The sequence below is a fragment of the Burkholderia sp. Bp8998 genome (assembly GCF_003854235.1).
Lineage (GTDB): Bacteria > Pseudomonadota > Gammaproteobacteria > Burkholderiales > Burkholderiaceae > Burkholderia.
The window spans coordinates 1-17,739 of the sequence record NZ_QTQF01000005.1; the positions used below are offsets into that span (position 1 = coordinate 1).

The 17,739-nt window shown below is 67.6% G+C and carries 22 protein-coding genes and 1 pseudogene; 18 read left to right on the top strand and 5 right to left on the bottom strand.

Annotation, left to right across the window (positions count from 1 at the left end; translation table 11 throughout):
- The 4 genes and pseudogenes from DIE06_RS38200 to DIE06_RS07570 all read left to right on the top strand — a co-directional run.
- Positions 1 to 440: pseudogene (locus DIE06_RS38200) on the top strand (hypothetical protein); the annotation flags it as partial.
- On the top strand, positions 437 to 1,831 hold the full coding sequence (locus DIE06_RS07560) for a hypothetical protein (RefSeq protein WP_124660865.1): 1,395 nt from the start codon (positions 437 to 439) through the stop codon (positions 1,829 to 1,831). The pseudogene DIE06_RS38200 and the gene DIE06_RS07560, both read left to right, overlap by 4 nt.
- 13 nt (positions 1,832 to 1,844) lie before the next feature.
- A complete protein-coding gene (locus DIE06_RS07565; protein WP_124660866.1) occupies positions 1,845 to 3,089 on the top strand; it encodes a type VI immunity family protein in 1,245 nt (414 codons plus the stop codon).
- Between the two features lie 165 nt (positions 3,090 to 3,254).
- Positions 3,255 to 4,499 (top strand): type VI immunity family protein, encoded by a 1,245-nt coding sequence (locus DIE06_RS07570; RefSeq protein WP_124660867.1) that lies wholly within the window; start codon positions 3,255 to 3,257, stop codon positions 4,497 to 4,499.
- 80 nt (positions 4,500 to 4,579) lie between these two features.
- Here DIE06_RS07570 and DIE06_RS07575 read toward each other — a convergent pair whose 3' ends face one another.
- The 3 genes from DIE06_RS07575 to DIE06_RS07585 all read right to left on the bottom strand — a co-directional run bounded on the left by DIE06_RS07575 (position 4,580) and on the right by DIE06_RS07585 (position 5,912).
- Entirely contained in the window at positions 4,580 to 5,062 is a 483-nt protein-coding gene (locus DIE06_RS07575) for a PRC-barrel domain-containing protein (RefSeq protein ID WP_124660868.1), read from the bottom strand.
- A gap of 97 nt (positions 5,063 to 5,159) precedes the next feature.
- Entirely contained in the window at positions 5,160 to 5,585 is a 426-nt protein-coding gene (locus DIE06_RS07580) for a CBS domain-containing protein (protein ID WP_124660869.1), read from the bottom strand.
- A gap of 72 nt (positions 5,586 to 5,657) precedes the next feature.
- A complete protein-coding gene (locus tag DIE06_RS07585; protein ID WP_124660870.1) occupies positions 5,658 to 5,912 on the bottom strand; it encodes a hypothetical protein in 255 nt (84 codons plus the stop codon).
- 157 nt (positions 5,913 to 6,069) lie between these two features.
- Here DIE06_RS07585 and DIE06_RS07590 point away from each other — a divergent pair, with 157 nt between their 5' ends.
- The 10 genes from DIE06_RS07590 to ligD all read left to right on the top strand — a co-directional run bounded on the left by DIE06_RS07590 (position 6,070) and on the right by ligD (position 14,094).
- Entirely contained in the window at positions 6,070 to 6,372 is a 303-nt protein-coding gene (locus DIE06_RS07590; protein WP_124660871.1) for a hypothetical protein, read from the top strand.
- Between the two features lie 195 nt (positions 6,373 to 6,567).
- The gene (locus tag DIE06_RS07595; protein WP_124660872.1) at positions 6,568 to 6,825 is read left to right on the top strand and encodes a hypothetical protein; all 258 of its coding nucleotides are present in this window, start codon (positions 6,568 to 6,570) and stop codon (positions 6,823 to 6,825) included.
- Positions 6,822 to 7,133, top strand: a complete 312-nt coding sequence (locus DIE06_RS07600; protein ID WP_124660873.1) for a hypothetical protein — start codon at positions 6,822 to 6,824, stop codon at positions 7,131 to 7,133. Before DIE06_RS07595 ends, DIE06_RS07600 begins: the two co-directional genes overlap by 4 nt.
- A 51-nt stretch (positions 7,134 to 7,184) precedes the next feature.
- Entirely contained in the window at positions 7,185 to 7,496 is a 312-nt protein-coding gene (locus DIE06_RS07605; protein WP_124660874.1) for a hypothetical protein, read from the top strand.
- A gap of 264 nt (positions 7,497 to 7,760) precedes the next feature.
- Positions 7,761 to 9,194, top strand: a complete 1,434-nt coding sequence (locus tag DIE06_RS07610; protein ID WP_124660875.1) for an RNA polymerase factor sigma-54 — start codon at positions 7,761 to 7,763, stop codon at positions 9,192 to 9,194.
- 70 nt (positions 9,195 to 9,264) lie between these two features.
- Positions 9,265 to 9,453, top strand: a complete 189-nt coding sequence (locus tag DIE06_RS07615) for a DUF3008 family protein (protein ID WP_124660876.1) — start codon at positions 9,265 to 9,267, stop codon at positions 9,451 to 9,453.
- A 57-nt stretch (positions 9,454 to 9,510) separates the two neighbouring features.
- Positions 9,511 to 9,672: a DUF1328 family protein gene (locus DIE06_RS07620; RefSeq protein ID WP_006767422.1), complete on the top strand. Its 162-nt coding sequence runs from the start codon at positions 9,511 to 9,513 to the stop codon at positions 9,670 to 9,672.
- Positions 9,669 to 10,055 (top strand): DUF3022 domain-containing protein, encoded by a 387-nt coding sequence (locus DIE06_RS07625; protein ID WP_124660877.1) that lies wholly within the window; start codon positions 9,669 to 9,671, stop codon positions 10,053 to 10,055. Before DIE06_RS07620 ends, DIE06_RS07625 begins: the two co-directional genes overlap by 4 nt.
- Before the next feature lie 109 nt (positions 10,056 to 10,164).
- Positions 10,165 to 11,178: a Ku protein gene (locus tag DIE06_RS07630; protein WP_124660878.1), complete on the top strand. Its 1,014-nt coding sequence runs from the start codon at positions 10,165 to 10,167 to the stop codon at positions 11,176 to 11,178.
- Between the two features lie 24 nt (positions 11,179 to 11,202).
- Positions 11,203 to 14,094: a DNA ligase D gene (gene ligD / locus DIE06_RS07635; RefSeq protein WP_124660879.1), complete on the top strand. Its 2,892-nt coding sequence runs from the start codon at positions 11,203 to 11,205 to the stop codon at positions 14,092 to 14,094.
- Between the two features lie 23 nt (positions 14,095 to 14,117).
- Here the strand turns inward: ligD and DIE06_RS07640 are convergent, their stop codons facing one another.
- Both DIE06_RS07640 and DIE06_RS07645 read right to left on the bottom strand, forming a co-directional pair.
- Positions 14,118 to 15,440 (bottom strand): sodium:proton antiporter, encoded by a 1,323-nt coding sequence (locus tag DIE06_RS07640; protein WP_124660880.1) that lies wholly within the window; start codon positions 15,438 to 15,440, stop codon positions 14,118 to 14,120.
- Positions 15,441 to 15,482: 42 nt separating this feature from the next.
- Positions 15,483 to 15,839 (bottom strand): DUF3175 domain-containing protein, encoded by a 357-nt coding sequence (locus tag DIE06_RS07645; RefSeq protein WP_124660881.1) that lies wholly within the window; start codon positions 15,837 to 15,839, stop codon positions 15,483 to 15,485.
- Positions 15,840 to 15,867: 28 nt separating this feature from the next.
- On the opposite strand from DIE06_RS07645, the gene DIE06_RS07650 reads away from it, so the two are divergent.
- The 4 genes from DIE06_RS07650 to DIE06_RS07665 all read left to right on the top strand — a co-directional run bounded on the left by DIE06_RS07650 (position 15,868) and on the right by DIE06_RS07665 (position 17,626).
- Entirely contained in the window at positions 15,868 to 16,068 is a 201-nt protein-coding gene (locus DIE06_RS07650) for a hypothetical protein (protein ID WP_124660882.1), read from the top strand.
- Positions 16,068 to 16,433 (top strand): DUF3022 domain-containing protein, encoded by a 366-nt coding sequence (locus tag DIE06_RS07655; RefSeq protein ID WP_124661059.1) that lies wholly within the window; start codon positions 16,068 to 16,070, stop codon positions 16,431 to 16,433. Before DIE06_RS07650 ends, DIE06_RS07655 begins: the two co-directional genes overlap by 1 nt.
- A 299-nt stretch (positions 16,434 to 16,732) precedes the next feature.
- The gene (locus tag DIE06_RS07660) at positions 16,733 to 17,281 is read left to right on the top strand and encodes a type 1 glutamine amidotransferase domain-containing protein (protein ID WP_124660883.1); all 549 of its coding nucleotides are present in this window, start codon (positions 16,733 to 16,735) and stop codon (positions 17,279 to 17,281) included.
- A 3-nt stretch (positions 17,282 to 17,284) separates the two neighbouring features.
- Positions 17,285 to 17,626, top strand: a complete 342-nt coding sequence (locus DIE06_RS07665; RefSeq protein WP_124660884.1) for a DUF1488 domain-containing protein — start codon at positions 17,285 to 17,287, stop codon at positions 17,624 to 17,626.
- Positions 17,627 to 17,739: the final 113 nt, after the last annotated feature.

The window sequence follows — 17,739 nt, forward strand, 5'->3', positions numbered from 1 at the left end:
ACGCGGCCGAGGAAATCGTGCTGCACGCCGGCAGTACGGAGGTTCGTATCAGCGATCAGGGTTACGTGGTACGGACGGCCGGCGAGCACACGGTCTATGCAGGCAGTCATCAAACGTTCGGCCCGGAGTCGGTGGCGAAGCCGTTCCCGGGGATGCCCGGTGCGGATTTCGAAGCGTTCTACACCCTCCGGGATCGAGCGGGCAAGGCGCTGCCCGACTGCGCTTATCAATTGACGCATCCGGATGGTCGTGTGGTCGAGGGGCGCACCAATGCACAGGGACATACCGTGACGGCCTACGCGGAATCGACTGCGCCCGTGCATTGCGAGGCGCTGCCCGATGACGCGGCGGATTTTGTGCGGGCGCGGTATTGGGACGACGAAGCGGAATACAAGCTGGATTTTGCGCGCATCAGTGAAACGGGAGCGAGCCAATCATGACAAACACAACCCCTCCACCCCGCAAGCAAGCGCCGAACGTGCCGAAACCCGGCAAGGGTAGCCAGACGAAGCGGCCGGACGCGGCCGGTACGGTACTGCCTGTCGAAAACCCGATGGACCTTTGGTATCTGTGCCAGAAAGCGGGCTTCGCGGAACAGTTCCCGATGCGCGATGCACGGGGGCGTGCGCTGTGCCAGCGGCAGGTGTCGCGCTGGGTGCACTACGACAGCAAGGGAAGCCGCTGGCAATGGCCGTATTGGGGTGAAGTCGGCTTCGACATGCTGCCTGCCGGTGGGCGGCCACCCGAGGCCATCATGAGCCGCAGCGAGCCGTTCCGGCCGTCAACCATGCCGCTATCGCGCTACGAGATCATCCGGCGGCGCGTGGCGTTCCAGGCGGGCATCGATGCGGGCACGTTGCCGTGGGTGCAGATCGGTTTGGCGGAGCCGCTGGTGACGACTGCGTATCTGGAGGACAACCTGTCGCCCGATGAGGTGCGGGAAGCGTACCGGCTGGTGCGTTCGGCGGATACGGGGTGGGACTGGACGGCGATGGACCGGCCGAAGATACCGGGGTTGCTGCGCATTCCTGACGTGATTCGTTTGCACGACTACAAGGGGCGCACGGGATCGGCCCGATTTGCTGCCGACAACATTGCTTACCTGATCGAAATCAAGTTCGAGGGGGATGCGTTGACGCCGGAGCAGATAGAGGCCTATCGGAAAATCGTCAATTACGACAGGAACAAATTTCGGCTACTGGAAACGAAGGTCTGCAAGGCACCGCGCCGCCGGCGCGAATGGTTGGAGAAGGGGCGTAAGGCGGAGCCGGTGTTTCGCACGGTCGAGGGCGGTGTGACCTCGCCGGAGCGGCTCAAAGCGTTCCATGCGCAATTGCCTCAATCGGCCATGCTGCTGCAAGACATGGAGGCCGAGCAGCAGGCGGTGCGGCGCGTGTTTGGAGGCGGTGCTCGCCGGATTGATGACCATCGATATCTGGCGGAGATGCGCAGCTACGATTCGCAGCGGGCCGCACGCGAGGAGGCGGAGCGACGACGCTTGCGGGAGCAACTGACGCTGATTCTCGGTGCGCCGCTGGCGGGCGCGGCGGCCGGCGCGGCACTTGCGGGAACCGGTGCGCTTGCCGGCGCTGCGGGTGAACTGGGCGGCGCGGTGGAATTGGTTGGACACGGAGCGCAGACACTGGCGCGTTTTCCCATCGGGAAGGTCGCCGTGACGGCGGCGGCGGCCAATGCAGCGATCTATAACGCAGCCGCACAGACGCCGCCGGCAAGCGACAGCGTGGATCCAAGGATGACGCAGGACGCGCTGCGGATGCTGGACATGCTGAATCGCAACCTGACGGTGCGCGTGTTGTATCTGCCGGATTAAGAGGAGAGGAAACGTGGAATTCTTTGAGGAATGGGACGCGGCGAAGTGGCACTTCACTTATGGATCTGAGGATGATCCGGACAAGGTCGTGTTGCAGGGTGGGCTGGTGATCGTGTTCTACCTGCTGAAGTCGTATGCGCAAGCGAACCGGTCGGAACTGGCCGGGGTGATGCGGCGGCTAGAAGAAATCATGGGACGGCGGTTGCATTGGGGCTACTGGGAGCATCCGCGCAAGAGGGATAAATACACGCCCGAGCGTTTTTCGGCATTTGCGGAATGGGTTCGCACGCGACCGCCTACGCATGCAATCGAGTTCACTTGGTCGTCGGGACCAGGTTATGACTTCGTCGGCGATTGGGGGATGCGCGCGTTTTCGCAGGGGAGTTTGTTCGAAGAGGCTTGGAAAGACCTTTCCTATTTCCAAATCTACTTGCCGGTCGGGGTGTTGCGCGGCGATGGGCGGGCCACCTTCGACGCGTTACTGGCGGAATTGGCGATGCGACTACCCGTGTTGCACGGTCACGCCGGGTTGGGATTTCAGCGGTCAAACGAGGGACACCGCTATGAGAATTTGGAACTGGAACAAGCCGAGCAGTTTTTGGGATTTGACGTTGGTAATGGACTGGGTCATGACGAACTGCGCGGCGGAATCAAAAGTGTCAGTTGGTACACGATCCTGCACCGAAGCTGGCTAGAGAAACTGGGCGGCCGGGAAGCGCTGGAACGGGCAGTCCAAAACGAGGCGGCGAACGGACTATCGCTGATCGACTACTCGAATGGCGTGATGGTGAAGGCGGGCGAATGGCCGTCGCTTGGCTGGACGGAACGCGATCCGCAGCCGGCCGCCTATGTGGCCGCGAACCGGCTCTTGAAGCCAATACGCGTGCCCGAGCTGCGTTGCTTGCATATGGGCTCGATCGTGGGTGAAGTTCGATTCGACGAGATGTCGTCGAACGATTGGCTGCGCCGGTTCGACGCGCCGGGTATCTGGCCGCCGCGCCCGGTTGAACCGACTGCAATCCCGTCTACGCCTGCCGTGGATGAACCGGCCGAGCCGGTGCAGCCCGCACCAACTGCGCAGCCGTCGGGCGGGAGGGTGCTGCGAGCTTATCCGGGCCAGCCGTGCCCGCGTGACGGGGATTGGTTCAGCCCGTTCCTGAAGCGCACGGAGCGGTTAAAGGAAGGCGAACCGATGCCGGGGCCGGAAACAACCCGGCAAGGCGCGGTGACGTGGTATCTGCGCGAGGCGGACGGCTGATCGTGTAGATCGGCAATCGGCCATGCCGTTGCACGACATGGAGGCCGAGCAGCAGGCGGTGCTTGCGGGAGCCGGTGCGTTTGCCGGCGCTGCGGATGCCGGACATGCTGAATCGCAACCTGACGGTGCGCGTGTTGTATCTGCCGGATTAAGAGGAGAGGAAACGTGGAATTCTTTGAGGAATGGGACGCGACGAAGTGGCACTTCACTTATGGATCTGAGGACGATCCGGACAAGGTCGTGTTGCAGGGTGGGCTGGTGATCGTGTTCTACCTGCTGAAGTCGTATGCGCAAGCGAACCGGTCGGAACTGGCCGGGGTGATGCGGCGGCTAGAAGAAATCATGGGGCGACGGTTGCATTGGGGCTATTGGGAGCATCCGCGCAAGAGGGGCAAATACACGCCCGAGCGTTTTTCGGCATTTGCGGAATCAGTGCGCACGCAACCACCTACCCATGTTGTCCAATTCACGTGGTCATCTGGGCCGGGTTATGACTTCGTCGGCGATTGGGGGATGCGAGGGTTTTCGCAGGGGAGTTTGTTCGAAGAAGCTTGGAAAACCGTTTCATACTTTCAGGTCTATCTACCCGTCGAGGTACTGCGCGGCGACGGCCGGGCGGCCTTCGAAAAGCTGCTGGCGGAATTGGCGATGCGGCTGCCCGTGTTGCATGGCTTTGCGGGGCTTGGCTTTCAGCAATGTGACGAGTTCCATCGCTACGAGAACCTGGAATTGGAACTTGCCGAGCAATTTCTGGGGTTTGACGTTGCTGATCCGATGGGGCATCCGGAATTTCGCGACGGTATCAAGAGCGTGAACTGGTACACGATCCTGCACCGAAGCTGGCTAGAGAAACTGGGCGGCCGGGAAGCGCTGGAACAGGCGGTCCACAACGAGACGGCGAACGGACTATCGCTGATCGACTACTCGAATGGCGTGATGGTGAAGGCGGGCGAATGGCCGTCGCTTGGCTGGACGGAACGCGATCCGCAGCCGGCCGCCTACGTGGCCGCGAACCGGCTATTGAAGCCAATACGTGTGTCCGAGCTGCGTTGCTTGCATATGGGCTCGATCGTGGGTGAAGTTCGGTTCGACGAGATGTCGTCGAACGATTGGCTGCGCCGGTTCGACGCGCCGGGTATCTGGCCGCCGCGCCCGGTTGAACCGATTGCAATCCCGCCTACGCCTGCCGTGGATGAACCGGCCGAGCCGGTGCAGCCCGCACCAACTGCGCAGCCGTCGGGCGGGAGGGTGTTGCGAGCTTATCCGGGCCAGCCGTGCCCGCGTGACGGGGATTGGTTCAGCCCGTTCCTGAAGCGCACGGAGCGGTTAAAGGAAGGCGAACCGATGCCGGGGCCGGAAACAACCCGGCAAGGGGCGGTGACGTGGTATCTGCGCGAGGTGGACGGCTGATCGTGTGGATCGGCAATTCACCAAAAAAAGCCCCGCTTGCGCGGGGCACATCGGCTAAACCACCGCCAAATCGTGACCGGTCAATGATGCCCGGGTGTGCGCGGATCGTTCAGTTCCTCGGTCGGGTCGGTCAGCCCGAGCTCGTCGCCCGCGCTCCAGTACGGCGTGCTGCCGTAGTACTCGTGCAGCGGCTCGGCCCATTGCGGGTCGGCCATCGCCGGCCAGTGGTCCTTGTCGAATCCGGGTGCGTTCTTGATCCGCTCGGACGATACCGACAGCAGGAAACACTTGCGTTCGGTATCGAGCGTGAGCGCGCTCCATGGGATCGCGAGCAGCTTGTCGCCGATGCCGAGCAGGCCGCCGCTCGACAGCACGGCGTAAGCGACGCGGCCCGAGCGCACGTCGAGCATGATGTCCTTGATCTTGCCGACGTCGTCGCCATCGGTCGTATAGACCTTGTCGCCTTCGAGCGTGTCGGCTGCCATCACGTCGGGGCCGGGGCCCGCTGCCGTCGCGGCGCCCTTGCCGATGATGCGGGTCCGTCCTTGATCGGGAGTCTGCATGGTTGTCCTCCTTGCTGCATGGAGCGCGACCGTGCCCGGGATGGGCCCTGCGGGTCGCGCGGGTGGTCGGGGCGGGGCGAGGCTCGCCCCGTCACGTCTACTTCGGTTGCGACACGCCTTCGAGCGTGTTCGCGACGTCGTCGCGATCGGGGCCGGCCGTGCGCGTCGCGATGTCCGCGAGCGACAGCATGCCGACGAGGCGATTGTCGTGATCGACGACGGGCAGGCGGCGCAGTTGCGCGTCGGCCATGTAGTGCTGGATCTCGTCCAGCAAATCGTCCTCGAAACACCATTCGATCGGACCCGACGCGACTTCGTGGATCCGCGTTTCCGGCGGCTTGCCGGCCGAGATCGCGCGCACCGCGAGGTCGCGGTCGGTGACCATGCCGATCAGCCGGTTGTTGTCGCATACGGGCAGCGCGCCAATGTCGTAGCGCTCCATCAGTTGCGCTGCATGACGGATCGAGTCGGTCGGCGCGATGTGCACGACGTCCTGCGACATGATTTCGTTGACGCGATGCATGAAGTCCTCCTTGCGGGTTGAAGCGGGGCCGTCCGGTTGTTCAGCAAGCGGTGTGCCCCATCGTATCGGCCGTCATTCGTCGCGGCGCCTGGCCGGGTCCTGCCACGGCCCGTCGTCGTGCGTGCCCGGCGGCGTGTCGGGCTCGATGCGCGTGATACCGCCGGTCGCGGGCGGGTCGCTCGCGGGGAACGTGTCCTCGAGCTGCTTGTCGATATGGCGCTCCGAGTGGCGCGTCTTCGTCTGGTCCTGGTCTTTCAGCGGCGGCGTGGGGTCGGGATGCCGCTCGTGCGCCGGCGCGTCGCGGCCGGACCGGGTCGAATCCTTCATGGCAAGCCTCCGTGTCGGTGACGATGACGCGCTGAGCGCGCAACGGCCATGCCCGCTGCGTTCAGGCGGCACGCGACTTGCCGCTTCGATGGGTGAAGGAAACGACAACGCGCGGCGCGACGCGCCGCACACCCACGCAGATCACGCGGGAGGCACGATGACGATTCCGAAACGACGACCTGGAGTGCGCTACGAAGTCAACGTATGCGGCGGCGGGTTCGACTCGGTGAAGAGCCATTTCAGCGCATGGAAACAGGAGCCGCTGATCTACCGGCCCGATCGCCGGATGTTCGAGGGCAAGGCCGATGTGCGGCCGCTCGATGAGACGTTCGGCTCGACCGAGCCGGCGCGGTTCGCGCTGCAGCGGGCGTGCGAGCCGGCCGATCCGTATGCGCTCGCCGCGCGTGTGCGCGACGACGACCACGAGCTGTGGCTCGTGATGGCCGCATACGAAGGGTAGCGCGATGTCCTTGAAAGAATTGCAGCGCGCGGTGTAGCGAAGGCACGGCGCACCGCGCTTCGGCACCTGCGCGCGTGCGCGAGGGCGCCGTATACGGGCGGCACGCGCCTTGCGGCCCATGTGTTCGTGGATCATCGAGCGGCACAGGTGCGCCGCGCAACCGGTCCGATCCCGTCAGGACACCGCAACGATCGCATGCCCATGAACCCGCACCCCACCCAGTCGCTGCACCGGCCCGAGCCGCCGGTGCCCAACGTCGACCCGGTTCCCGTGCCGCCCGTCCCGGACGACGTGCCGCCCGGCACGCCGGAACCGTTTCACGATCCGGAGGGCGACCCGCCCGAGCAGCCGCCGCCGGAACGCGAGCCGCCGACGCGGGAGCCGCCGATTCACGCGCCGCCGACGGGCATTCCGCCGGTGGCGTTTATGCGATCCACGGAGGGCCCACGATGAGCATCAGCGTAAAACCCGGCATGCTGCGCGACGTGGCCGAGACGCTCGGCCGCCATTTCGAGGCGCGCGCGATGCCGTTCCATGTCGAGGAGCAGCCGGCCGGCGCACTGCATTTCGGCTTTCGCGTCGACGGCCATCCTGCGTCGCTGACCGTCACGTTCGACGCCGATGCGTTCGCGGCGCTCGAACAGGCCGATGTCGGGCGGCAACGCGGCGCACTGACGCGCGTCGCGGCCGAGTTCGACACGATGATGGCGCGCCGCGCGCCGACCGCGTATGCGGGCGATTTCCATTTCAACCGGCTCTGAGCCGTGCCGCCACGGCCGGCTCCGGTGCCGCTGATTCCACGGAGGATTCCGATGAAACCGATCGAGACGCTACGCATGGGCGCCTGTGCGTTCGCCGCCGCGTGCGCGCTGGGTGCATGCACGCAACCGCAAGCCACCTACGGCACGCGCGGCGCACCGCCGGCGCCGCCGGACGGCCATGGCGCATCGCCGACCACGACGATGCCGGACGCGAATACGCGCTACGACACGCGTCCGTCGCCGCAAAACAAGATGCCTCCGGGCGCGACCGGCGGCGAAGCGGCCGACGTGCCGCCGCCCGGGCCGAACGGCGTGCAGGGCGGCGAGTCGATGCCGGGCACGCCGCCGCCGGCGCTGTACTGACCGGACGCAGCGCGCGATGGCGAGCCCGCACGAACCGTTCGCCAGCGACGCAACGCATCGGCGCGCCCGGGGGCGCCCCCGCATGGCCGTGCGCGAATTCCATGCCCCCTAACTTCCCGTCGCTTGTAAAAAAGCGGCTCCGACGGCTCGGCGCGACGGGGTACGAACGCACGAGAACCGCGCCGGACGGCGATTTGCCCGTCTGGCATGGAAGCTGCGTGGATTCCCGTATACGAATTTGCGTACACGGTCAGGAGGGCATCGATGTCAGTCACGCTTGCGCTGCAGATGCGGCAGCATCTGGCACTTACGCCGAGGCTTCAGCAGTCGCTTCGTCTGCTGCAGTTGTCTTCGCTCGAATTCCAGCAGGAATTGCGGCAGGCGCTCGACTCGAATCCATTTCTCGAAGACGGGCAGGGCGACGACGAAGCCGCCGCCGACACACCCGAACGCGAGGCCGAAGCAGCGGCGCCCGAGCCGGTGCCCGAGCGCGAGGAGGTGCGTCCGCCGGACGGCGAGGTGTCGTACACGGCCGCCCCGGCGCCGCGCGGCACGGGCCGCCAGGCCGACGACGCGGGCGACCTGTCGCCCGGCGAATGGATGGCGGCGGAGCCGTCGCTGCACCAGCAGCTGCACGACGCGCTGCGGCTTTATCCGCTGAACAAGCGCGACCGCGAGGCTGCGCGTATCGTGATCGACGCGCTCGACGAAGACGGCTACCTGCGTCAGGAGCTGGCCGAGCTGCTGGTCGCGGCCGATCCTGCGTTGCTGCTGTCGGAACAGGATCTCGCGGTCGCGCTGCGGCTCGTGCAGATGCTCGACCGCCCGGGCATCGCCGCGCGCTCGCTGTCCGAGTGCCTGGTGCTGCAGCTCGACGCGATTCCGGCCGGCACGCCGGCGCTCGCGGAAGCGAAAGCGATCGCGCGCGAACATCTCGAACGGCTCGCGCGGCGCGAAACAGCGGAGATTCAGCGGCGTGTCGGCTGCAACCAGGCGACGATGCATGCCGCATGCGCGCTGGTACGCGGGCTCGATCCACGCCCGGGCAACCACTACGGCAGCACGCGCGGCGACTACGTGATACCCGACGTGATCGTGCGCCAGGTGCGCGACGAATGGATCGTGACGATCAACCCGGCCGTGCTGCCGCGCGCGCGGCTGCACGAACGCTATGCGACGCTGTTCGCGCAGTCGAGCGGCGAGCGCGATTCACCGCTCGGCCAGCAACTGCAGGAAGCGCGCTGGCTGATCCGCAACGTGCAGAAGCGCTTCGACACGATCCAGCGGGTCGGCGAATGCATCGTCGCGCGGCAGCGCGACTTCTTCCGCTACGGCGAGATCGCGATGAAGCCGCTCGTGCTGCGCGACATCGCCGAGGAGCTCGACCTGCACGAATCGACCGTGTCGCGCGCGACGGGCAACAAGTACATGGCCACGCCGCACGGCACGTTCGAGTTCAAGCACTTCTTCCCGCGCAAGCTCGAGGCGGCCGGCAAGGGCGTGTGTTCGGCAGCGGCCGCGAAGGTGCTGATCCGCGACATGATCGCGGCCGAGCGCCACACCGAGCCGTTGTCCGACGTCGCCCTCGCGCAGAACCTCGCGGGTCGCGGCATCCTTCTTGCGCGTCGTACGGTGACCAAGTATCGCCAGGCGATGAAGATTCCGCCGGCCGAACTCCGCCGGCGCGACCCCGCATGACGATACCGTCGTAACCGCGCGCGGCCCGCGGGCTGCGGCCGTCGCGCGCGTCACCGAAAGGAGGAAAGCCATGCCAGCCAAGTCCCAGGCACAGCAGCGCGCCGCGGGGGCCGCCCTGTCGGCCAAGCGCGGTGAAACGAAAATGAAGGACCTGAAGCCGCCTTCGAAGTCGATGGCCAAGTCGATGAGCGAAAAGGAACTCGAGAAAATGGCTTCGACGCCGACCCACGGCAAACCCAGGCACAAGCACGACTCTTGATCGGCATCGACGATCGCCGTTCGCCGTTCGCCGTTCTCCAGGACCCAGGAGGCATTCATGCTGCGATACGCCATCATCTTCTTCATCATCGCGATCATCGCCGCCGTGTTCGGCTTCGGCGGCATCGCGGCCGGCGCGGCCGAGATCGCGAAGATCCTGTTCTATATCTTCGTCGTGATCTTCCTGGTCACGCTGCTGCTGGGCGTCGTGCGACGATGACGGTCACGCCCGACCGTTCGCAGCGCATCGCGGAACTCGAACATGCGCTCGCGAACGGATTTCCATCGCAGTCGACGCTCGTCGTGCATGCGGACGACGCATCGGGGCGACTGACGATCCAGGTGTCGTGGGTGCGCGTGCCGGCCGAGGAAAACGCGCGTCAATGGCGTTGCGTGGTCGACCTGCGCTTCGATCCGGACGTGCTCACGCGCTATGCGTCGCTCGGCGCGGCCGACCGGCTGCGCGTGCGCACCCGGCTGTGCGACCTCGCGCGGCGCGCGGTGGACGAACAAAAGCCGCGTGTCGAGGACGCCGAGATCGAATGCAGCGTCGCGCTCGACGTCACGCGCGCCGAACTCGATCGCGCATTGCGCGCGCCCTGACGCAGCTGCCGCAGCCTGCGGCGACATCGCAGCCGAGCCGCCGGCGTAGCGCCGCACGGGCGCCCGTCGCGTCGGGCGGCGCGCACGCACGCAGCAAAGGAGGGCAGGCATGGCACCGCGGATGATATGGAAAGGCGCGATCAGCTTCGGGCTCGTTCACGTGCCCGTGCAGTTGTTTCCCGCGACGCGCACCGTGAAGCCGTCGTTCCGGATGCTCGACAAGCGCTCGATGGACCCCATCGGCTACCGGCAGATCAACAAGCGCACCGGCAAGGAAGTCATGCGCGAGGACATCGTGCGCGGCTACGAGTACGAGAAGGAACGCTACGTTGTGCTGACCGACGAAGAGATCCGCGCGGCGAACCCCGAATCGACACAGACCGTCGACATCCTCACCTTCGTCGACGAGGACGCGGTGTCGTTCCTCTATCTCGACACGCCTTACTACCTCGTGCCGGACCGCAAGGGCGAGAAGGTCTACGCGCTGTTGCGCGACGCGTTGAAGGATAGCGGCAAGATCGGCATCGCGCTCATCGTGATGCGCGACCGCCAGCATCTCGGCGCGCTGATTCCGGTCGGGCCGCTGCTCGCGCTCGACACGCTGCGCTGGCAGGAGGAGCTGCGGCCGCTCGACGAGCTGTCGGTGCCGGCCGACGATGCGAAGCGGGTGGGCGTGACCGCGCGCGAGCTCGGGATGGCGAAGAAGCTGATCGACGACATGTCGGGAAAGTGGGCGCCCGACGAGTATCACGACACGTTTCGCAACGACATCCTCGAGCTGGTCGAGCGCAAGGTGCGCGCGGGCAAGATCGAGGAAATCGAGGCGCGTCCGCCGCAGACGGGCCGCGCCGCGACCAACGTGGTCGACCTGACCGAGCTGCTGAAGCGCAGCCTGAAGGGGGGCGGCGGCGCGCGTGCGGCAGACCTGCGCGATGCGGACGACGAGGACGCGGACGCTTCGTCTTCACCGTCGCGCGGCGGCGGGCGCCGCAAGCCGGCCGCGAAGGCGGCGCCGAAAGGCGCGGCCACGAAGACCGCGGCGAAACGGCCGGCCGCGAAACGCGCTGCGACGGGCGGGCATGCGGAGAAGAAAACCGCCGCACGCGGCAAGCACGCCGCATGATGTCGCGCGACACGAGGTGAGGCAATGGCCGGCAAGCTCGATCCGTATCGCCGCAAACGCCACTTTGGTGCGACGCCGGAACCGGAAGGCGCGCATGGCCGGCGGCGTGCGAAGACGGACGCGAAGCCCGCCGCGCGACCGGCTTCGCGCACCCGTCATCCGCTGCGCTTCGTGATCCAGGAGCATCACGCGCGGCGCCTGCACTACGACTTCCGGCTCGAACTTGACGGCACACTGAAGTCGTGGGCCGTGCCGAAGGGGCCGAGCTTCGATCCGTCGGTGAAGCGTCTCGCCGTGCACGTCGAGGACCATCCGCTCGAATACGCGTCGTTCGAAGGCGAGATTCCGGAAGGGCATTACGGCGCGGGCTCCGTCGTCGTGTGGGACGAAGGCACGTGGACGCCCGACGGCGGCGTCGCGCAGGCACGCGACGGCTACCGCGCGGGCAAGCTGACGTTCCGGCTCGATGGCGAAAAGCTGCACGGCGGCTGGGCGCTCGTGCGCACCGGGCGCCAGCAGGGGCGGCAGGAGCAGTGGCTGCTGATCAAGGAGCGCGACGACGAGGCGCGCGGCACTGATGAATTCGACGTCGTCGACGAACGGCCGGGGAGTGTGCATGACGGTGCGGCGGCGTCGGCGGCGCGGGCGGATGCCGACGGCGGTTCGATGCGCGCGCGCAGTGCGCGGCACGGCCGGGGCGACCAGGCCGACGAACGCGACGGCCGCGACGAACGTGGCAAACACGACGAGCGCGCCGAACGCGCCGGACGCGCCGGACGCGGCAAACACGACGAACGCCGCAAACGTGCGGCACGACATGACGACCACAGCAGCCCACCCGCCGGCCCCTCCCGAACCGAGGGCGCGGTACGCGCGCCTCTCCCCGAGCGCGTCGCGCCGCAGCTCGCGACGCTGGTCGACGGTCCGCCGACGCAGGGCGACTGGCGCTACGAACTGAAGTTCGACGGCTACCGGATCCTCGCGCGCATCTCGGGGAAGGGCGCGCGCCGGCATGTGAAGCTGACGACGCGCGAAGGCCGCGACTGGACCCCGAAACTGCGAGCGCAACGCGACGCGCTCGCGGCGCTCGACGTCGACGACGCCTGGCTCGACGGCGAGGCCGTCGTGCTCGGCAAGAACGGTCTACCCGATTTCCAGGCGCTGCAGAACGCGCTCGGCGCGGGGCATTCGGATAGGGTCACACTGTTCCTGTTCGACTTGCTCCATCTCGACGGTTATGAGCTGCGCGACACACCGCTCACCGCGCGCCGCGCGCTGCTCGAACCGCTGATCGCCGGCAGCGATCCCGCGCGGCTGCGCTTTTCGCCTGATCTCGGCGACGACGTCGCGTCGCTGATCGCGAGCGCATGCGACACCGGTCTCGAAGGGCTGATCGGCAAGCGCGCCGAGTCGCGCTATCGCGCCGGACGTTCGCCCGCATGGATCAAGCTGAAATGCCGGCGCCGGCAGGAGTTCGTGATCGGCGGCTATACCGAGCCGTCCGGCAGCCGGCACGGCTTCGGCGCGCTGCTGCTCGGCGTGCACGAACCGGCGCCGGGCGGCAAGCGGCGCCGCGCGCCGCTGCCGCTGCGCTACGTCGGCCGCGTCGGCACCGGTTTCGACACGCGGATGCTCGACCGGCTTGCCCCGATCCTGCGCAAGCACGAGCGCGACACGACGCCGTTCGATCCGCCGCCGCGCGAACGTACGCGCACGCGCGTGCACTGGATCGAGCCGACGCTCGTCGCCGAATGCGAGTTCGCGGAATGGACCGGCGACGGCATCGTGCGCCAGGCCGCGTTCATCGCGTTGCGCGAGGACAAGCCGGCGGCGCAGATCGTCCGCGAAGAGCCGAAGCATACGGAAACGGAGGAGGCGATGGACCCACGCCAGACCACGCACGACGAAAAGCACGAACGCAAGCAGGATCACAAGCACGCATCGCACGCCGATCACGACACGAGCGGCCGCAAGCCCCTCGCGCGTTCACGCGCCTCCGCCCGCAATGCGGACGACGATACCGGCCCCGGCCGGCTCGGCCGCGTGCGCATCACCCATCCCGAGCGCGTGCTCGATCTGCACAGCGGCACGCGCAAGATCGATCTCGCGCGTTACTGGCAATGGGTGGCGCCGTGGCTGCTGCCGGACCTGAAGGGCCGGCCCGTGTCGCTCGTGCGCGCGCCCGGCGACATCGCGGGCGAGCTGTTCTTCCAGAAGCACGCGGAGCGCCGCGAGATCCCGTTCGTCACGCAGCACGAGGGGCTCGATCCGGGCCATGGCCCGCTGCTGTCGCTCGACAGCGTCGACGCGCTGCTCGGCGCCGCGCAGATGGGCACGATCGAACTGCATACATGGAACGCGCACGCGTCGAACATCGAGCGGCCGGACCGGATCGTGTTCGACCTCGATCCCGATCCGACGCTGCCGTGGAGCGCGATGATCGAAGCCGCGCAACTCGTGCGCGGGCTGCTCGACGAACTGAGTCTCGCGTCGTTCTGCAAGACGAGCGGCGGGAAGGGGCTGCACGTCGTCGTGCCGATCACGCGGCACCTGGGCTGGGACGACGTGAAGGACTTCTCGCGCGCGGTCGCGCAGCATGTCGCGGGCGCGTTGCCTGACCGCTTCACCGCGACGATGGGATCGAAGCACCGGCGCGGCAGGATCTTCATCGACTACCTGCGCAACGGCCGCGGCGCGAGCACGATCGCCGCGTATTCGGTGCGCGCGCGGCCCGGGATGGGCGTATCGGTGCCGCTGCGCTGGGACGAGGTGCCCGACACGACGGGCGGTGCGCAATGGACGATCGACACGTTGCACGCACGCCTCGACCGCTTGAAGCGCGATCCGTGGGAAGGCTATGACGACACGCGGCAACGGATCACGGCGCAGATGCGTGCGCGTCTCGGCACGTCGTGACGCGGCCAGCGGCACCAGCGCCGTCAGCGCCGATGCTGCTGCAGTCGGTAATACCAGTCCATCAGCGGCGTCGCGGATATGCCGTGCGCGATCACCGATGCCGACACGACGGCGAGTACCGGTGCCGCAAGCGGCCGCACCGCGCTGGACGACCCGTGTTCGAGCGCGAACAGCAGGTAGTAGAACGAGCCGATCCCGCGTATCCCGAACCACGCCATCAGCCGCCGCTGCGCAGGCGTCGCACGCGAGCCGGTGAGCGTCAGCAGCACCGCGAGCGGCCTCACGGCGACGAACAATACGACGGCCAGCCCAACCGCGCCCCACGTGACGAGCGGCGCCGACAACGTCCCGAGCACGCTGCCGATCATCGTCATCACGAGCGCCTCCGCGATCCGTTCGAGCTCGATCGTGAAATCGAGCACCGATTCGGCCATGAACGCATGGACTTTCTCCGGATGTTGCTCGGTTGCGGCCACATCTTCCGAATCGACCCGGCCGATCACTTCGCGCGGCCGGCGGTTGCCGCTCGCGCGATGCTCGACGCGGCGCATCGCGACGCCCGCGGCGAACGTCGCGATGAAGCCGAACGCGTGCGCGAGCTGCGCGGCGCCGAATGACAGCACGATCAGCGCGAGCGCGAAGAAGCCTTCGAAGCCGAGCGCCTGCGCATAGCGGGTGCGCAGCCAGCCGATCGCCTGGGTGGAGGCCGCGCCGAGCACGCCGCCGATCGCGGCCGCGCCCGCGATGCCCCACAGCACGGCCAGCGCGAAGGTGCCCGACAGCGGTGGCGGCCCGTGCGGCGTATCGGGCGCGCCGCACAGCGCGAGGCCCGCGAGCGCGAACGGCAGCGCGATGCCGTCGTTCAGCCCGCCTTCGCCGGACAGCGCGAAGCGCACCAGATCGCGGTCGCCGGGATCATGCACCTGCACGTCGTGCGCGAGCACCGGGTCGGTCGGCGCGAGGATCGCCGCGAGCAATAGCGCGGGACCCCAGCCGAGCCCGAGCGTCAGCACCGCGCAGCCGGCGAGCAGCGGCACGGTGACGATCATCGCGAGCAGGCCGAGCCGGCACGGCACGAGCCACAGCTTGTCGGACAGCGGCACGCGCAGCCGCAGCCCGATCGCGAACAGCGACACCAGCAGCGCGGTCTCGACGATCTCGCGCAGCAGCCGCGCGTCGCGCTCGATGTCGAGATGCAGGAGCCCGGCACCGGACGGACCGAGCGCGACGCCGAGCGCCAGATAGATCATCGCGGAGCTGCATGGCAGACGACGCAGCGCCGACGTCGCGACGCCCATGGCCAGCAGCACCGTGCCGACGATCAGATACCACAGCGTCTCATGCATGTGGACCAGCGGAGCGGGTCGATACGGAGCACGCGGGTGCCGTCACGGCTTGCGGCCGAACGCCTCGCGCAGTTTCCGCTTCGCGCGCTCGAGTGTCGCGCGGCGCGTTTTCGGCAGGTTGCGGCCCGCGCGGTTCACGTAGAAGTTCAGCATCGACATCGCCGACTGGAACGGCGTCCCCTTGCGGCGGCGGCTGTGTTCGGCCGAGCGCTTGAGCGACGCGGCGATCTTGCCCGCGTCGTCGGACTTGAAGATCTCGGGCTCGATGTCGAGCACATCGCTTTTTTGCATGACCTCGGCGGACCAGCGCTTGCGGGGATGCGGATCGTGGCCGCGCGCACGGCCCGGGCGGCGCGTCGCGCGTTTGCCGCGCGGATGGGAAGCGGAAGCTGAAGGCATGGCGGGGCTCCGTACCGGAACGGGATGGATGCTGGTCGTCAGTGCCGCAAACCGCGTGCCACGCGTCGCCGACGGCACGGGCCTTGCTGAACCGTATCTGCAGGCATTTCACGACAGCGGTTCCATTGACGGAGAGCGTTTGATGAACGCAGCACCCGAATCGAAATCCGCCGCGCGCCGGATTCTCGCGTGCGCGGCCGTCGCGCCGCCACCACGCAGGAGGACATGATGCAATCGAACGACCGGATCTCGCTCGACGACAACGAGCTGGACACCGAAGCTGTCGACACCGACGAACTCGATACGACGGTGCATCTCGACGTCGAGACCGGCAGGATCACGTTTCAGGCGGCATGGGCGCTCGCGCCCGATGCGCCGCCCGATACCGCGCGGCACTCGGTCGTGCTCGCGCTCGACTGCGACACGATGGAGCGCTATGCGGACCTCGACGACGGCGCGCGGATGCGCGTGCACGCGATGCTGCACGAGCGCGTGCAGGCCGCGCTCGACGCGCTGCCGGACATGACCGAGGACCTGACGCTGACGGTCGAGCTGACCGACGCGATGCTCGACGCCGCGCGTCACCTGCAGTGAGCGCGACGGGGCAGCCCGGGCGCGCCGCGCGCAGCCGCGCACGAAGGCCGCCGGCGGCCCCGCCGAATGCGGACGCGTTACAACATCCCGTTGAAATCTTTGCAGACGCCGCGCGGCGCGACGTCAGACGGACCGCGCCCACCGCCGGGCGCCCCATGCACACGCCATCGTTAGCCGATTGCGGGTCGCGCCCCACCGAAGCGGGGTCGTATGCGCTGAATCCCCAGGGGGGCGGCACGCCGATTGCTGCGCGAACGGACATGGCACGACCGGTGCCGCAACACGACAGGGAGCGTTCCATGATCGGCAAGCTGGATCAATGCAAGGTAGCGATACTCGCGGTCGACGGCTTCGAGGAAGCCGAACTCGTCGAACCGCAGCGCGCGCTGACGGCCGAAGGCGCGCAGGTCGACGTGATTTCGCAGAAGCGCGGCGAGATCCAGGGATTCAGGCACGTCGACAAGGGCGAGCGCGTGAAGGTCGACCGCACGTTCGACGATGCGCGCGAAGGCGACTACGACGCGGTCGTGCTGCCCGGCGGCGTCGTCAACGGCGACGCGATCCGGATGCTGCCGGCCGCGCGCGAATTCGTGACCGCGGCCGTCGGCGCGGGCAAGCCCATCGCGGCGATCTGTCACGGCGGCTGGCTGCTCGTCTCGTCCGGGCTGGTGGACGGCCGCACGATGACGAGCTGGCCGAGCCTGCAGGACGACATCCGCAACGCGGGCGGCAAGTGGGTCGACCAGGAGGTGGTGCGTGACGGCAACCTGATCACGAGCCGCAAGCCCGACGACCTGCCCGCATTCAACGGCGCGCTGGTGCAGTGCCTCGCGTCGCGGGGGGCGTAAGCGATGCCGGCCGATTCCGTTCGCCGCGTGACGTTGACCGATGATCCGCCCGTGTTCGACGGCGCGGCGCTGCAGATGCGCTTCGTCGTCGAGGTCGACGGGAAGCCGCACACCTGCGCGATCACGATCGAGGCGCTCGAGGATCATTTCGGCGCGCGTTCCGCGCTCGAAGCCGATCTGCGCGATGCGTTCGACCGCGGCCGTGCCCGCATCGAGGCCGCATGCGCGGAAGTGCTCGCCGACGGCAAGGGCGGCGTGGAGCTCCACAGCGGCTACTTCCGCGTGCGCGACAAGGCGGCGGGCAAGACGGCACGTGCAGGGCTGATCCGCTCGCGGAAGTCGTGATTCGCGCGTCGCGGGTTGTGCGCGCGCACCGCATCGTGCCCCGTTGGCACGCCATTACATGCCGTTGAAAACTTTGCAGCGGCGCCCGCGCGCTCTGAAGTGACGCATCGCGC

Coding starts and splice junctions, on each gene's coding strand:
- DIE06_RS07645 (WP_124660881.1), bottom strand. CDS start 15,839: ATGCCTTCAGCTTCCGCTTCCCATCCGCGCGGCAAACGCGCGACGCGC.
- DIE06_RS07615 (WP_124660876.1), top strand. CDS start 9,265: ATGCCAGCCAAGTCCCAGGCACAGCAGCGCGCCGCGGGGGCCGCCCTG.
- DIE06_RS07560 (WP_124660865.1), top strand. CDS start 437: ATGACAAACACAACCCCTCCACCCCGCAAGCAAGCGCCGAACGTGCCG.
- DIE06_RS07590 (WP_124660871.1), top strand. CDS start 6,070: ATGACGATTCCGAAACGACGACCTGGAGTGCGCTACGAAGTCAACGTA.
- DIE06_RS07595 (WP_124660872.1), top strand. CDS start 6,568: ATGCCCATGAACCCGCACCCCACCCAGTCGCTGCACCGGCCCGAGCCG.
- DIE06_RS07665 (WP_124660884.1), top strand. CDS start 17,285: ATGCCGGCCGATTCCGTTCGCCGCGTGACGTTGACCGATGATCCGCCC.
- DIE06_RS07580 (WP_124660869.1), bottom strand. CDS start 5,585: ATGCATCGCGTCAACGAAATCATGTCGCAGGACGTCGTGCACATCGCG.
- DIE06_RS07640 (WP_124660880.1), bottom strand. CDS start 15,440: ATGCATGAGACGCTGTGGTATCTGATCGTCGGCACGGTGCTGCTGGCC.
- DIE06_RS07610 (WP_124660875.1), top strand. CDS start 7,761: ATGTCAGTCACGCTTGCGCTGCAGATGCGGCAGCATCTGGCACTTACG.
- DIE06_RS07600 (WP_124660873.1), top strand. CDS start 6,822: ATGAGCATCAGCGTAAAACCCGGCATGCTGCGCGACGTGGCCGAGACG.
- DIE06_RS07655 (WP_124661059.1), top strand. CDS start 16,068: ATGCAATCGAACGACCGGATCTCGCTCGACGACAACGAGCTGGACACC.
- DIE06_RS07630 (WP_124660878.1), top strand. CDS start 10,165: ATGGCACCGCGGATGATATGGAAAGGCGCGATCAGCTTCGGGCTCGTT.
- DIE06_RS07620 (WP_006767422.1), top strand. CDS start 9,511: ATGCTGCGATACGCCATCATCTTCTTCATCATCGCGATCATCGCCGCC.
- DIE06_RS07605 (WP_124660874.1), top strand. CDS start 7,185: ATGAAACCGATCGAGACGCTACGCATGGGCGCCTGTGCGTTCGCCGCC.
- DIE06_RS07575 (WP_124660868.1), bottom strand. CDS start 5,062: ATGCAGACTCCCGATCAAGGACGGACCCGCATCATCGGCAAGGGCGCC.
- DIE06_RS07650 (WP_124660882.1), top strand. CDS start 15,868: ATGCTGGTCGTCAGTGCCGCAAACCGCGTGCCACGCGTCGCCGACGGC.
- DIE06_RS07660 (WP_124660883.1), top strand. CDS start 16,733: ATGATCGGCAAGCTGGATCAATGCAAGGTAGCGATACTCGCGGTCGAC.
- DIE06_RS07625 (WP_124660877.1), top strand. CDS start 9,669: ATGACGGTCACGCCCGACCGTTCGCAGCGCATCGCGGAACTCGAACAT.
- DIE06_RS07585 (WP_124660870.1), bottom strand. CDS start 5,912: ATGAAGGATTCGACCCGGTCCGGCCGCGACGCGCCGGCGCACGAGCGG.
- ligD (WP_124660879.1), top strand. CDS start 11,203: ATGGCCGGCAAGCTCGATCCGTATCGCCGCAAACGCCACTTTGGTGCG.